Raw genomic sequence first — 14,387 nt, forward strand, 5'->3', positions numbered from 1 at the left:
GCGGAGGCGTCGTGGGCAAAATCGGCAAGGCAGCGAAGCGGGCACGCGCGTACGCGCGGATCGGGCGCGAGCTGGTCTCGGGGCTGCGTGCGGGATCGAGTGCCAGCCCAGTCGATTTGGGTGACTACACGCCGCCGGCTGGGGTTGCCGAGTTCTCGCGCCATGCCCATGCCAGCGTCGAAGTGCCGTTGGCCGCGGATGTGGTGTCGGCGTATCTCGCGGATCTGTCCCAGATCCCGAAGTGGCTGACGATGCATGCCGGGTGGCGAGGTGAAGCGCCGGTAGAGGCGAGTCCGGGCGTGACGTTCACGCAGCAGGCGAGGTTGATGGGAATTCCCGCGGACGTCGCCTGGACCGTCGTAGCGGCCGACGACTCGTCGATCGAGATGCGTGGCGACGGTCCGATGGGCCTGAAGATGGGCTTCTGGCTCACGACCGAATCGTCGGCCGGGTCGACCACTGTGCACTTCGATGCGGGTTTGGGAGGGCAGCCGATCGAGGGGCCGATGGGCTCGTCCGTCGTGCGCAGTCTCGTCGGGGCGATGGACGAATCGCTCGAGAAGTTGGCCGCTGCCATCGCCGAATCGGGTCCGGCGGCGGGTCCGCGAGTTGCGCGTAAACCTGTGCTCCACAATGCATCCGGTATCACCATCGCGGCCTCGACGCCGGTCTTGGTCGGTGTCGGGCAGGTGGTGCAACGGCAGCCAGGCGCGGAGTTGGCAGACCCTTCGACGCTTGCTGTCGCGGCACTGCGCAAAGCGGCGGCCGATGCCGGCGTGGAATCGATCCTGCGCAGCGCCGACGCGGTCTATGCCGTGGCCAGCGCGTCATGGCAGTACCGGGACTTGGGTGCACTCGTCGCCGACGCGGTCGGGGCGAAGCCGTCCGAGACCGTGCAGTCGAGCACGTTCGGTGGCGACGGCGGCCAATTGACGATCAACGATGCTGCTCAGACGATCGCCGATGGAAGCCACGACGTGATTCTGCTGACCGGCGCCGAAGCCGGAGCGACGCTCGCCGCTGCACAACGTGCCGGGACGCCGACGCCGTGGCCAGAGCAGGGCGACGATATTTCGCCCACCCGCGTCGTCGGCATCGACAAGACCGCCAACAACGACGCAGAAGCCGCAGTCGGCCTTGGCGCGCCGATCTATATGTATTCGCTGTTCGAATCTGCCAATCGGCACCGACTCGGACGTGGGCCGAAGGAGCATGCGGTTGCCATCGGCGAACTGTGGTCGCGCCTGTCTGCTGTCGCCGCTGACAATCCGAATGCGTGGCAGCCCAACGCGTTCGACGCCGAGGAGATCATTACTGTCTCCGAAGACAATCGCATGGTCTCGTCGCCGTACACGAAGCTGCTGTGCGCGAACCTGCAGGTCGATATGGCGACTGGGCTGATCCTGTGCAGCGCGGCAGCCGCGACGGCGGCCGGTGTGCCCCAAGACAAATGGGTGTTCGTGCACGCCGGCGCGTCGGCACACGACGAATGGTTTGCATCCGAGCGCGCAGACCTCGCGGCGTCACCGGCGATCAGAACCATCGGCAGTGCAGCGCTCGAGCACGCCGGGATTTCGATCGACGACGTCAAGCACATAGACCTCTATGCCTGCTTCCCGTCGGCCGTGCAGATCGGCGCGCGCGAACTGGGGTTGCCCAGTGACGATCCCGACCGCCCGCTGTCGATGACCGGTGGGCTGACGTTCGGCGGTGGTCCGGGCAACAACTACGGCAGCCACGCAGTCGCGACGATCGTTGAGCGACTTCGCAAAGATCCCAAGGCATTCGGGCTGTCGACATCGCTCGGCTGGTACGTCACCAAACACGCCATCGGGATCTACTCGGCAACGCCGCCCAAGCAGGCTTACCAACATCTGCAGCCGGTGGTCGACAGCGGTCCGTCGCGGCCGGTGCGGTCCGGCTACAGCGGTCCGGCTGTGATCGAGGCGTACACCGTTCCGTACGACCGCGAAGGCGCCCCGCAGGCGGGCATCGTCAGCCTGATCACGCCAAAGGGGGAACGAGTACTCCTCCGAACAACGCAGCCAGAGATATTGCGCGAGTTGATCGATGGCGACGCGCTCGGTCTCGCCGCAACCGTGACCAGCGCTACCGAGCTGACCATCGACAGTGCCGAGACGCACGAACTGCCTGCGCCACCGCCCGCTCCGGTCTTGGTCGAGCGGCGCGGTCCGATCACGATCATCACGCTGAATCGCCCCGAAGTCCGCAACGCAGTGAACCTCGCGATGGCCAAGGCGATCGAGCGGGCGATCGATGCGTTCGAAGCCGATAAGATCGCGACGGTCGCGATTCTCACGGGCGCCGGTGGAGCGTTCAGCGCGGGGATGGACCTCAAAGCAGCTGCGCGAGGCGAAGTTCCGATCACCGAAGGCCGCGGAATACTTGGCCTCGTGTCGAAGCCGCCGCTCAAGCCGCTGATCGCCGCGGTCGAAGGTCCGGCGCTCGCCGGTGGATGTGAGCTCGCGCTCGCCGCGGATCTCATTGTTGCTGCCAATGATTCGCGTTTCGGCATTCCAGAACCCAAGCGCGGCCTCGTCGCCGCCGGGGGTGGGGTCATGCGGTTACGCGCACGGCTGCCACGCAACATCGCGATGGAGTTGGCGCTCACCGGCGATCCGATGCAAGCGACCCGTCTTGCTGAGTTGGGGCTGATCAATCGCATCGCCAAGCCAGGCGAAGCGCTCACGGTCGCAATCGAACTGGCCGAGCAGATCGCGGTCAATGCACCACTCAGTGTCGTCGCGAGCAAACAGATCATCGAAGAGTCGTCGGACTGGCAGTCCGCCGACGCATTCGAGCGGCAGACGCAAGTCGCTTCTGTTGCACTGTTTTCCGAGGATGCCGGCGAGGGCGTACGCGCGTTTGCAGAGAAGCGGGCCCCGGTGTGGCGGGGTCGGTGACTCGACGGTTACGGCAGAACGACGCAGCCTGGGCCGACCGATACGCCATTCCCGACCACGACCGTCGTGTTGCGGAAGGTCAGGGCGCCGCCCTCGCCCGATGAGGCTGTGAGAACGTGCGTTCCGGTTTGGCGGGGCGTCCAGACAGTCGACACCCGGCCGTTGACCGGGGTTACCCAGTTCTGGCTGAACCCTGCCAGCGCGGTGGACCCGAAGAACACCGGGTGAGCATTGTCGGTCGTCGCTGTCACTGTGTAGGAGCAGCCGCTTCCGTACGCTGCAGATGATGCAGTGCTGATGCCGGGATCGATGGTGATGCTGTTGACGCCTGCTGCTGCGGTCGGTGCGGTCAGCACCATTGTCATTGCGGCAGTGCCGAGTCCAGCGACGGCGATGGCCGCGCGACGACGTATGCGGTGGCTCATGGTTCTCCTGTTTGTCTCGATCGGCACCGCGATGCTAACCGGCGGACGGCGGCTGACGGCTCGCCTGGCTCGGCGAGTCGCCGTCCGATTTGTCGCAAATTGGACACGAAATTTCTCGTGACAGTAAGTCGACGGGCTGATATCATAGAACACATGTTCGAGGTACTTGGCTCTCTCGTCTTCCCGACACCCAAGGTGGTGCCGGGTCGTTCGACGACTGCCGAAGAGTTCGTCGAGGACCTCGCGCGCGCCAAAGTGGACGAGATCGGGGCCGACGTAGAGAAGGTCGAAGCCGCGGTCGGCTTGTGGTTGCTGCGGATGGAGCAGGAAGCCGCGCGCAATGGGTCCGCGCTGACGGCGTCACATTCGACCTATGCCGAGATCGCGTCGTTGTTGGTGTGTTCACTGACTGCAGCGAAGACGATGGTCGAGGTCGGGCACGATCTCGATACGCGGTTGCTGAAGGTGCGGTCCGCATTTCGGAGCTGCAAGATCGATTACGCCAAGGTCGTAGTGATCAGTCAAACACTCCGCGAGGCTTGCGCACGCACGATCGACCTCATCGAGGCCGACGTCATTTGGGCAGCAAGGCATATGACCGTCGGGTCGTTGCGTCGCGAGATCTGGCGGTTGTGGATAGCCAAGGCGCCGAAAGAAGCTGCAGCAGTGCGCGACGGGATGAAGAAGACCGATCGCACCGCATACGTTCGCCGTGGCTCGGGAGGACTGTCCTGGTTGAGCGCGTGCATCACCGACATCGAGGGAGCGCAGGCCGACGCACTGCTCGACGAGATAGCCGACACGGTGTGCGCCAACGATCCACGCAGTCGCAACGCCCGTCGCGCCGACGGTTTGATGGCACTGCTGCACGGCGAAACTGCGCTGGGATGCAAGTGCGATACCGTCGACTGCTCAATGGCCGCGGTCGAATCCCCCAAACGCCGTGGGTTTTTGGCGCAGATCCTGATCGATGCGCAGACGTTGCTCGGTTTGACTGCTAACCCCGCCCGGCTTGCCGACGGCACCCTCGTCGACGCCGAGGTCGCCAAGGTTTTGGCCGAAGACGCGACGTGGCAAGCGATTCTCACCGAGATGCGCACGCTGGCCGAGGCGAAGGGCCTTACGGAGCCGGTCTCTGACGAATCTGATGTCAGCAGTGCTGATTTCACGGCTGACGACACTGAGGACAGTGAGGAAGCTTCAGACGCCGCGCAAGACGACATCGATGCGGACCCAGCGGCCTGGGCGCGGCGGCGGTGGCGTGGTCTGGAGTTGGAGGATGCGCAGGCGAGCGAATCGATGATGCACCCGTATCGGCGGATGTTGCGCTCGGTGAACAATGTCGTCGAGCCTGCGTCCGCCAACGCGCAACCTAGTGCGGCAACGACGTACGTCGGGCGCGGTCGTGTGCGCAAGCCTGGCCGCGTACTGCCGAATTCCGTTGAGGCGTTCGGAATTCCGACCCGCGGAATCGGAACGTCCATCGAGATCATCGTCGACAGCCTTACCGAAGCGACGCGGCTCGGGATCTACCCAGACGGGCGCGGCGGCTTCCTCGATCCACCGCCTGGGGCACTGACCTACCGACCGACCGCCGAACTCGCGGCGCTAGTCCGGGCTGCGTACCCAACGTGTGTGTTCCCTGGCTGCACGGTGGCTTCACACAAGTGCGAGCTCGACCACCGAGTCCCCTTCGACCACGAGCATCCCGAACTTGGCGGCTGGACGGTCCTCGCGAATCTGCAACCGCTGTGCAAGAAGCATCACGACGTCAAGACCGCGAAGCTGTGGAACTGCGTCGGCCTCGATGGAGGAGCGGTGTTGTGGACGAGTCCCGACGGAGTGGAGCGCGTGACCGTCCCGGTCAGCGGAATGGTCGCTTTCCCGGCTCCCGATCAGCCGGCCGATGCCGCACCGACCAAGTTGATCAGTCACAGCGACCCACTCACCGACCATGAAGCCATCGAGCTGCTCTACGAACCGACGTGGTGGGAATCGTTCATGGGCGACGCGAAGCCGCCTACGCTCGGCGATCTCGCCACCATCACGGACCGCGACCATTACGAACAGTGCAAGTACCTGCGCGACCGGCACCGCGAACACACCAACATCGTCAATAAACGCCTCGACCACGCGGGTGCGCCCTTTTAGGATTTGCGGGCATGAGTGTTCCGGACACCGCGACCGTGCTGGCGCGCGCATTCCATAACGACGCGATGTTCACCTACATCGAGCCCGACGAGCAGCGTCGCGCCAAAGTGCTTCCGTGGTTCTTCGGCGCTGCCGCGCGGCTCGGTGCAAAGTACGGTCGAATCGATGTCGACCCAGGACGTGCTGCGGCGATCTGGCTACCACCAGGGAAAACGGATCTCGGTCCGCGGGCCCTGGTCGGATCAGGCTTCGCGGCGGCCCCGCTCCGTCTCGGGATCGGTGGTTTTCGCCGATTCGGCTCAATTACAAGCGCGTTCGACGCTGCCAAAGTCACGGTCATCGCGCCGCCGTTCTGGCACCTGTTCATCCTCGGGGTCGAGCCGAGCGAGCAGGGCTGTGGCCACGGCGGTAGGGTCATCGCCCCGGTGCTGGCGCAAGCCGACCGGGACGGCCACCGGTGCTACCTGGAGACGACTGAAGAATCCAACCTTGCCTTCTATCGCCGGCGCGGGTTCGAGGTGTCCTCGGACCACGCGCCAGCTGGTCTGCCGGCCTTCTGGACGATGACGCGGCAGCCAGGCTGACTGCTTATCTGGTTAGACGACCACGCACGCTGGTCCGGCGGGGATCCCGGTGCCGACCGTGACGTGGGCATTCTGGAGGGAAACGTTGTCGCCCTCGTTGGTCGACGCGGTGACGAGGTAGGTGCCGGTTTGCTTCGGCGTCCACTGTGTGGTGGCTCTTCCATTGACCGGGACCGCAAGCACAGGGTTGAACACGCCGAGCGCGGTGGAGCCGAAGTAGACGACGGTCCCGTTGGTCACCGTCGCTGTGACTGTGTACGTGCAGCCGGTGCCGAACTGGCCCGACGACCCGACGCTCATGCCGGGATCGACGCTGATGCCGCTGACGGCGGCAGCGGCGTTCGGCGCTGAGAGCACCATGGTGAACGCGGCAGTTCCGAGCGCGGCGATGGCGATGGCTGACCGCGACGCACGGCGATTCGAACGAAATGTGCTGTTGTTCATGGTTCTCCACTCGGTCGGAAACAGTGCGATGCTACCCGGCGGCATCCCTCTAATCGCGCGCCCCGCAGCTGCGTCGACTGGATTGGTCGGGTATGTCCCGGTTGTCCGAGTTCTCGAACTTAGGCACTGAGTTCGAGGATTGACGCGACCCCCGCAGCAGGTCTACCCAGTAGGTCGGCCAAGGCCGTATCTGTGGTGGCGAACTCGCCGCGCCGTGCGGCGTGGAACATTCCGAGCAACATGGCCGCCTGTGCTGCGGGCACGCCATGATCGATCAGTCCGGCCGTCCACTCGTCATCGTCGACGACGACGCGACGAATGGTGCGGCCGGTGTGTTGCGTCAAAATTGCTGCGATCTCGTTCAAGTCCAGCGCGTCAGGCGCGGTCAGTGGTGGCGTTGGGCCATCGAAAAGTCCTTCTTTGGTGAGGACGATGGCGGCGGCTTCGGCGAGGTCGTCGTGGGTGGTCCACGAAACGGGTCCGTCGGCGGGCGCGAGCAATTCACCGGTCGCACGTGCCTGCCCGAGCAGCATCGGAACCGTGCTGGCGTAGAAGCCATTTCGCAGCGCTGTATACGGAATGCCGGTCTGTGCAAGGTGATTCTCAGTTGCGGCGTGGTCGGGCATCGGTGCGAAGAGTGAGTTCGGCGCGGCGCCTTGGTGGCTTGTGTAGAGAATTCGCTGCGCCCCGGCTGTGCGGGCTGCGTCGATCGCGGCTGCGTGGTGGGCGACGGCAGCGCCGCCGGTCTCGTTCGCCGACACGATCAGTACCTGCGTCGCGCCCTCGAACGCCGACGCAAGCGACGCTGGATCGGTGAAGTCGCCTTTCCGCACCCGGACGCCGCGTTCGGTGAGGTCGGCGGCTCGGCTGGTGTCTCGAATAACATGACCGAAGCGAAAGCGCACATAGTCGCTGCCGTTGCCCAGCTCATCGACGAACACGGTCCGGCCGCGGTCACGACGCGAGCCGTCGCACAGGCCGCCGGCGTGCAGGCGCCGACCATCTATCGACTGTTCGGGGACAAAGGCGGGTTGCTCGACGCCGTGGCTGAACATGCTTTGGCCACTTACGTTTCCGGGAAGACCGTCGCGGAGGAGGGCGATCCGATGGCGGCGCTCAAGGCGGGTTGGGACACGCATATCGGGTTCGGACTAGCCAATGCGGCGGTGTTCGGGCGCCTCACCGATCCTGCCCGTGGCGCCGATTCGCCGGCTGCTGCTGCAGGTCTGGAGGTGTTGCGCGCTCGGGTGCGCCGAGTGGCGGCGACCGGTCGGCTCTGTGTCAGCGAGCGCCGTGCCGTCGAACTCATCCATGCCGCAGGTACCGGCGCCGTGCTGACGTTGCTTGCGATGGCGCCCGAGAATCGAGACCTCGGACTTGCGGATGCCATGTACGACGCGGTTCTTCAGTCGATCGTCACCGATGCTCCTGTGCGGACCGCGGACGGGCCGGTTGCCGCGGCGGTCGCGTTCCGCACCGTGGTTCCGGACCTTCCGATGCTGACCGACACCGAAAGAGCGTTGATGGCCGAATGGTTGGACCGGGCGGCTGGCGCCTAGAACGGACTGCTGTTCGACTGCCATTCGGCGCTTTCGGGGCGCGGTCCGTAGCGTCGGGCGTAGTCGTCGTGGATCTGGGCGTCCTTCTTGCGCTTGACCTCATCGATGAGATTGGCGCTCAGTCCGTGGACCGTCAGACGGTGGCGTCGCCAGATTTTGTTCAACGCGAGCGACATCAGGACTGACCAGATGTAGATCGGCGCTGTCATCTCTAGGTGGACGTACAGCGACGCGGGAATCAGCCAGAACGGTGCGAGGAAGAGCAGCGGCGGTATCGCGAATCGAATGAGGTGCCGTCGAATAGCGCCCTCGCCGGCCAGGTCGTTGGCGACCCAATCGCGCATGGAGTCGGGTAAGCGTCGGCCGTACGAGTAGGCGATGTACTGGAGTGCGTTGGGGCGGTCGCTTTTCATGAAAGTGCTCCTGCGGTAGTCGCTGCGGCGTTGATGCGGGTCAGAACGTCGCGCAGGCGCACGAGTTCGTCGATGTCGACGCCGAGGCGGGCGATGACGGCCTGGGGAATTTCGAGCGCGCGTTCGCGGAGGGCGGCCCCTTCGGGTGTGAGTTGGACGTCGGTCGAGCGTTCGTCGGAAGCACGTCGTGTGCGGGTGATCAGGCCGATCGCCTCCAGGCGCTTGAGCATCGGCGACAACGTGGCCGATTCCAGCTGCAGCAGCGAGGCGATCTGTTTGACCGACAGTGGTGACCTGTGGTCCCACAACGCCAACATCACCAGGTACTGCGGATGGGTGAGTCCCAGCGGTTCGAGCAGTGGCCGGTACACACCGAGGACAGCCCGGTTGGTGACCGCCAACGCGAAACACACCTGCTGGTCGAGGGCAAGGGGATCGATGTCGGTGGAGGTTGTCATGCATTGAATCGTACACTAATAGTTAGGGTACTAACTATTGTGAGATGGCGCTCATGATTCGCTGTCCGATGGTTGTCAGTTGGCTGATCTGAGCCTTGGTGAGCGCGTCGAAGACGTGCGTGCGGACGGCCTCGACGTGGCCCGGTGCGGTGGCGACGACCTTGTCCCAGCCATCGGTTGTAAGTGTGGCGAGGGTGTATCGCCCGTCGGTCGGGTCCGGGGTCCGGCGCACCCACTCGTTCTTCTCCAGCCGCGCGACGACCTGGGACAGCCGCGACAGCGAGCTTTCGGTCAGCATGGCGAGTGCGCTCATCCGCAGGGTGCTATCAGGGGCTTCGGACAAGCCGGCCAGCACCTGGTAGTCGAAATGGCTGATTCCCGCGTCCCGCTGGAGCTGCCGGTCGAGGGCGGCGGGCAGGCGGACTGTGACGGCGATGAGGGTCCGCCACGCGGCTTGTTCCTCGTCGCTGAGCCAGCGCTGCTCTGGGTTGGGAATAACTTCAGGCTTGAAGTGCTTGACCATGACATTCACTTTAAGCTTGAAGTCAATAGGAGTCCGAGATCATGTCCGCTCGCACCGTTGCCGCCGATGCCCGCATCCCGGCCAGCCACCCGTTGTCTGCGCATCTGCGAGCGGCGACGACCCTCGAAGTCGAAGCGCCGCACGCCGCATGGACCACCGCAGACGGACCGATGCCCAGCCTCTTCATCAGCCACGGCGCCCCGAACACGTTCGAAGACACCGAGTGGATGCGCCAGCTCCACGACTGGGCGCGATCGATGCCGAAGCCTCGCGCCATCCTCATCGTCAGCGCGCACTGGGAATCCGACAGCATCGGCATCAGCAGCACCGTCCCGACCGAGTTGGTCTACGACTTCGGCGGCTTCGCCTCGCTCTACTACGGATTGCGCTACGACACGCCGGATCCCGCCGAGCTGGTCCGTCAGGTGCTTGGCGTGTTGCCGAGCAACGTCCACGAACACCGCGGCCGCGGACTCGACCACGGAGCGTGGGTGCCGCTGAAGGTGATGTATCCCGCCGCAGACATTCCCGTTCTGCAACTGTCCTTGCCTACCCATAACACGACGCAGTTGCTCGACCTCGGTCAGCGATTGAAGTCGTTGCGTGACGCCGGGATTCTTGTGATCGGTTCTGGCTTCATGACCCACGGACTGCCGTTCGTCGAGCGGTCACACTTCACTGCGCCTCCGTCCTGGTCGGTCGAATTCGACGAGTGGGCCGCCGACGCACTTGAGCGAGGCGACGTCGACGAGCTCGCGAACTTCCGTTCCAGGGCACCCGGCCTTCGCCGCGCGCACCCCACCGTCGAGCACTTCACCCCGATCTTCGTCACCCTCGGCGCGGCCACCGATCCGACAGGACCTGTGACAACAACGGTCGACGGATTCGTGATCGGGCTGTCCAAACGGTCGTTTCAGATCGCGTGATGGAACAAATTCACTTCCGCTGAACGGAATGCAGACCTTGGCACGGTGAACGCCGTGCCGATGCAATGAAGCGATGCTTCCTCGACTGTCAGCGGACCGCAACGAATTCGGCCAGTCCATCGGTGATCGACTGCCGTCCGGCTCGCCCGAAATCGGCATCTGGTCGCTGCTTGCCGGCGACGCTGCAATTTGGCAGCGCGCCGTCTCTTATCTTGCGAACCGCGACAACGACATTCACACGATCTATGCCTACGGCCTCGCACGTGCGTTGCTCGACGTCACGCCGGAGGCGGATCCCCATATCGTGCTGCCGGCGATTCTGCTGCACGACACCGGATGGTCGCAGATCGCGATGAGCGACATCATGCGCGCGCTCGCGCCAGGCGCGCGCGAACCGGACACCATTCGGCGGCACGAGATCGAAGGCGCCCGAATCGCCCGAGAGATTCTCGACGAGCTGGAGTTTCCGAAAGACGACATCGACGAGATTGTCGAAATCATCGACGGGCACGACACCCGCCTTCGGTCACTCTCGGTGAACGACTCGCTGGTCAAAGACGCCGACAAACTGTGGCGAATCACGCCGCGCGGCATCGACACCGTGATGGACTGGTTCGGGCTGACACGTGAAGAGGCGCACCGGATGTGTGCGAGTCGTGTGCACGGCTACCTCTTCACCGACTCCGCTCGGGTCATGGCGCGATCGCTCTCGGCTGTGGCGTGGGTGGACACCAGTCCGCAGCGAGTTTCGCTCGACGAACGGTAGGTCCATAGATGGCAGACGAGGGTCCGGCTCGGACGGTGACGTCCAAGGTGCTCCGGATTCTCGGTGCCTACGAGTCCGGTCCCGCCGTGCGAACCCTCACCGAATTGGCCGAGGCCGCCGACATTCCGTTGCCGACGGCACACCGGCTCGTCGGTGAACTCGTCGATTGGGGCGCGCTCAAACGCGACGAATCCGGTCGATATCGGATCGGCTTACGGCTGTGGAAAGTCGCGCAGAATGCGGGCCGCCAATTGCGCGAGACTGCTCGCCCATACCTCATGGACCTGTTCGCTCTCACCGGTGAGACGAGTCAGATCGCAATTCGCGACGGTCACGAGGCGCTGTACGTCGACCGGATGTACAGCTCCAGGCGAATTCCGCGGGCAACTCGGATCGGCGGCAAGTTGCCGCTGCACGCCACGGCGGTCGGCAAAGTGTTGCTGGCGTTCGAAGAACCGTGGATGCGGGAGGCCTATCTGGCCCGCAAGCTGGAAGCACTCACGCCGCACACCCACGTGAACCCGTCGTTCCTGCGAGCCGAGATAGCTCAAATCGTGGCACAGCACTACGCGATCGCTGTCGAAGAAGTTCGGCTCGGCACCTGCTCGATCGCGGTTCCGGTGATGGTCACGCCGGACCATGCCGTCGCGGCCATCGGGCTCGTACTGCCGTCCAGTCAAGCAAAGCAGATCACTCGCCACCTCCCAGCGCTGCAGCGCGTGGCCGCCCAGCTCGAGCCTGTCGCTCGGCGGTGGCCCAACAGCAGGCTGCTCGTGCAGTCGCTGGCGGACGAGACTCCGCAGGACGATTGAGGTCACTTCCGCTGAACGGAAGCCCCTCGTTGTGATCGCCGTCTCACCGGGACAACCTGGTGGACATGGTTGAGGTCAGAGAACGAGATTCGGCAACACGGTGCCCGGTTCACCACGGCTACGAGCCGTTCAAGCAGGACGACCCGTTTCCGGCGTATGCGGCGCTGCGGGCCGAAGAGCCGGTGATGTACGACGAGCGCATCGGCTACTGGATCGTCACCCGCTACGACGATGTGAAAGCCGTGTTCAACGACTGGGCGACCTTCAGCAGCGAAAACGCGCAGGCGCCGGTTCGGGAACGTGGACCGCAGGCGACGAAGATCATGACCGACGGCGGATTCACCGCATATTCCGGATTGTCGGCACGGATCCCACCCGAGCACACGAGGATTCGCAAGATCGTCAGCCGGGCGTTCACGCCACGCCGGTACAAGGTGCTCGAACCTGCAATCCGGGCGAACGTGGTGGCCCAGGTCGAGAAGATGATGCAGCGCACCGACCGGCGTGGGGATCTGCTCGCCGACCTCGCCTACGACATCCCGACCATCACGATCCTGACCCTCATCGGCGCGGACACATCGAAGATCGACATGTTCAAGAAATGGTCGGACTCGCGCGCCGCAATGACGTGGGGCGACCTGACCGATGATGAGCAAGTCCCACACGCCCGCAATCTCGTCGACTACTGGCAGGAGTGCCTACGGCTTGTCGCCGAAGCGCACGCCACCGATCGCGACAGCCTCGTCGGCGACCTGGTCCGCGCGCAGCGCGACGGGGATCCGATCAGCGACCATGAAATCGCCTCGGTCTGCTACAGCATGCTGTTCGCAGGACACGAGACAACAACAACGTTGCTCTCCAACGCATTTCGGTTGCTGCTCAGCAATCCGGACCAGTGGCAGACCGTCGTCGACGATCCGAAGACGATCACGTCCGCGGTCGACGAAGTGTTGCGTTTCAGCCCCTCGATCGTCGCCTGGCGTCGAAAAGCATTGAAAGACTCTGCTATCGGTGGAGTCGACATCCCCGAGGGCTCGCAATTGCTGCTCGTCATGGGGTCGGCAAACAGGGACGAAGGGCATTTCGACGACGGCGAGACGTTCGACATCACCCGCAAGAACGCTCGTGAGCATCTCGCCTTCGGCTACGGCATCCACTATTGCCTCGGCAACATGCTCGCAAAGCTCCAGGCGCGCATCGCAATCGAAGAGGTCGCTCGTATCGCTCCCGGGCTGCGGATCGTCGACAGCGAAAAGATCACCTTCGGCGACAACCTATCCTTCCGCGCGCCGCTGGCCGTGCCTGTCACCTGGGAGAACTGACCAATGACAACGAAGCCATACATCCAATTCTTCGACGCCGACACGGAGTCCGAGCACAGCCTGCTGGGCGGCAAATGCGCGTCGTTGCAGACGATGACTCGCGCAGGCATGCCGGTTCCTCCCGGATTCACCGTCACTACAGCGGCATTCGATGCATTCGTCGAGCACGCAGGTTTGGCGACCGAGCGGACCCGCTTGCTGGCTTCCCTCGACCCCGATGATGTTGGCGCTGTCGATAGGGTGTCCGCGCAGATTCGGCGCTGCTTTCTCGAATGCGAGGTCCCGGATGCTCTTCGGGCAGCAATCCACACCGCGTACGACACTCTGCAGCAACAGTTTACGACGCCGGTCGCGGTCGCCGTCCGTTCGTCGGCGACTGCCGAGGATCTACCGGGTGCCAGTTTCGCCGGCCAGCAGGACACCTACCTGTGGATCGACGGGATCCACGCGGTCACCGACCACATCCGGCAGTGCTGGGCCTCGCTGTATACGAGCCGCGCGATCCTGTACCGGCTGAAGAACGGTATCTCCGACGACGGACTGTCGATGGCTGTTGCGATCCAGAAGATGGTCAATGCCCGATCCGCGGGCGTCGCGATCACCATGAACCCCACCAACGGCGACCGTTCCAAGGTCACCATCGACGCGTCCTACGGCGTGGGGGAGATGGTCGTATCTGGACTCGTCACACCCGACAACATCCTGCTCGACAAGGTCATGATGACCGTCGTCTCGCAAACGATCGGTGACAAGCACGCCCAATTGGTCCCCGACTTCGCAGCGAAACGTCTGGTCGAGGTCGAGATCGCCGAAGACCGGCGGCGCGTCCGGTGTCTGAGCGATGCGGAAATCGTCGCCGTCGCCCAGCTCTCCAAGCGCGCGGAAAAACACTACGGCTGCCCACAGGATGTCGAGTGGGCAATCGACAACGATCTTCCGGACGGTTCGAATGTGCTTCTGCTGCAATCGCGCCCGGAAACGGTGCACTCAGCAAAAAAAGTCCAGGCGGCGCCGCCCACGACGCCGCGGCTGTTCGACCTATCCCGTCTGACATCGACCCTGAAGGAAATCCCGTGACCA

Annotated in this window: 15 protein-coding genes; 9 read left to right on the forward strand and 6 right to left on the reverse strand. The window is 64.2% G+C overall.

Annotation, left to right across the window (positions count from 1 at the left end; translation table 11 throughout):
• Nucleotides 1-11 precede the first annotated feature (11 nt).
• Nucleotides 12-2,924 carry a type II toxin-antitoxin system Rv0910 family toxin gene (locus FGL95_RS11975; RefSeq protein WP_169586876.1) on the forward strand — a complete coding sequence of 971 codons (2,913 nt, stop codon included), beginning with the start codon at nucleotides 12-14 and terminating at the stop codon, nucleotides 2,922-2,924.
• Between the two features lie 8 nt (nucleotides 2,925-2,932).
• Here the strand turns inward: FGL95_RS11975 and FGL95_RS11980 are convergent, their stop codons facing one another.
• Entirely contained in the window at nucleotides 2,933-3,349 is a 417-nt protein-coding gene (locus tag FGL95_RS11980) for a hypothetical protein (protein WP_169586878.1), read from the reverse strand.
• A gap of 153 nt (nucleotides 3,350-3,502) precedes the next feature.
• Between FGL95_RS11980 and FGL95_RS11985 the strand changes: the two genes are divergently transcribed.
• The gene (locus FGL95_RS11985) at nucleotides 3,503-5,500 is read left to right on the forward strand and encodes an HNH endonuclease signature motif containing protein (protein WP_169586880.1); all 1,998 of its coding nucleotides are present in this window, start codon (nucleotides 3,503-3,505) and stop codon (nucleotides 5,498-5,500) included.
• 11 nt (nucleotides 5,501-5,511) lie between these two features.
• Complete coding sequence (locus tag FGL95_RS11990) at nucleotides 5,512-6,084, forward strand: GNAT family N-acetyltransferase (protein ID WP_169586882.1); 573 nt, start codon at nucleotides 5,512-5,514, stop codon at nucleotides 6,082-6,084.
• 12 nt (nucleotides 6,085-6,096) lie between these two features.
• Here FGL95_RS11990 and FGL95_RS11995 read toward each other — a convergent pair whose 3' ends face one another.
• Nucleotides 6,097-6,528: a hypothetical protein gene (locus FGL95_RS11995; RefSeq protein WP_169586884.1), complete on the reverse strand. Its 432-nt coding sequence runs from the start codon at nucleotides 6,526-6,528 to the stop codon at nucleotides 6,097-6,099.
• Between the two features lie 119 nt (nucleotides 6,529-6,647).
• On the reverse strand, nucleotides 6,648-7,433 hold the full coding sequence (locus tag FGL95_RS12000; RefSeq protein ID WP_206071736.1) for an NmrA family NAD(P)-binding protein: 786 nt from the start codon (nucleotides 7,431-7,433) through the stop codon (nucleotides 6,648-6,650).
• Between FGL95_RS12000 and FGL95_RS12005 the strand changes: the two genes are divergently transcribed.
• Nucleotides 7,413-8,087, forward strand: a complete 675-nt coding sequence (locus tag FGL95_RS12005; RefSeq protein WP_206071737.1) for a TetR/AcrR family transcriptional regulator — start codon at nucleotides 7,413-7,415, stop codon at nucleotides 8,085-8,087. The two genes, FGL95_RS12000 and FGL95_RS12005, sit on opposite strands and share 21 nt — an antisense overlap.
• Here the strand turns inward: FGL95_RS12005 and FGL95_RS12010 are convergent.
• From FGL95_RS12010 to FGL95_RS12020, 3 genes are read right to left on the reverse strand one after another with little or no spacing between them, the layout of a single operon-like run.
• Nucleotides 8,084-8,500, reverse strand: a complete 417-nt coding sequence (locus FGL95_RS12010) for a DUF5313 domain-containing protein (protein ID WP_169586890.1) — start codon at nucleotides 8,498-8,500, stop codon at nucleotides 8,084-8,086. The genes FGL95_RS12005 and FGL95_RS12010 overlap by 4 nt on opposite strands.
• Complete coding sequence (locus tag FGL95_RS12015) at nucleotides 8,497-8,958, reverse strand: MarR family winged helix-turn-helix transcriptional regulator (protein WP_169586893.1); 462 nt, start codon at nucleotides 8,956-8,958, stop codon at nucleotides 8,497-8,499. Before FGL95_RS12015 ends, FGL95_RS12010 begins: the two co-directional genes overlap by 4 nt.
• A 34-nt stretch (nucleotides 8,959-8,992) precedes the next feature.
• Entirely contained in the window at nucleotides 8,993-9,481 is a 489-nt protein-coding gene (locus tag FGL95_RS12020) for a MarR family winged helix-turn-helix transcriptional regulator (protein WP_169586894.1), read from the reverse strand.
• A gap of 41 nt (nucleotides 9,482-9,522) precedes the next feature.
• On the opposite strand from FGL95_RS12020, the gene FGL95_RS12025 reads away from it, so the two are divergent.
• The 5 genes from FGL95_RS12025 to FGL95_RS12045 all read left to right on the forward strand — a co-directional run bounded on the left by FGL95_RS12025 (nucleotide 9,523) and on the right by FGL95_RS12045 (nucleotide 14,384).
• Nucleotides 9,523-10,407 (forward strand): dioxygenase family protein, encoded by an 885-nt coding sequence (locus FGL95_RS12025; RefSeq protein WP_169586897.1) that lies wholly within the window; start codon nucleotides 9,523-9,525, stop codon nucleotides 10,405-10,407.
• Between the two features lie 73 nt (nucleotides 10,408-10,480).
• Entirely contained in the window at nucleotides 10,481-11,173 is a 693-nt protein-coding gene (locus FGL95_RS12030; protein WP_169586899.1) for an HD domain-containing protein, read from the forward strand.
• Nucleotides 11,174-11,181: 8 nt separating this feature from the next.
• Complete coding sequence (locus tag FGL95_RS12035; RefSeq protein WP_169586901.1) at nucleotides 11,182-11,985, forward strand: IclR family transcriptional regulator; 804 nt, start codon at nucleotides 11,182-11,184, stop codon at nucleotides 11,983-11,985.
• A 65-nt stretch (nucleotides 11,986-12,050) separates the two neighbouring features.
• Nucleotides 12,051-13,307 (forward strand): cytochrome P450, encoded by a 1,257-nt coding sequence (locus FGL95_RS12040; RefSeq protein ID WP_169586903.1) that lies wholly within the window; start codon nucleotides 12,051-12,053, stop codon nucleotides 13,305-13,307.
• Between the two features lie 3 nt (nucleotides 13,308-13,310).
• Entirely contained in the window at nucleotides 13,311-14,384 is a 1,074-nt protein-coding gene (locus tag FGL95_RS12045; protein WP_169586905.1) for a PEP/pyruvate-binding domain-containing protein, read from the forward strand.
• The last annotated feature ends 3 nt before the right edge of the window (nucleotides 14,385-14,387 follow it).

Origin of the sequence: Antrihabitans stalactiti (assembly GCF_012932915.1) — a bacterium.
In the GTDB taxonomy this organism is placed as follows: Bacteria; Actinomycetota; Actinomycetes; order Mycobacteriales; family Mycobacteriaceae; genus Antrihabitans; species Antrihabitans stalactiti.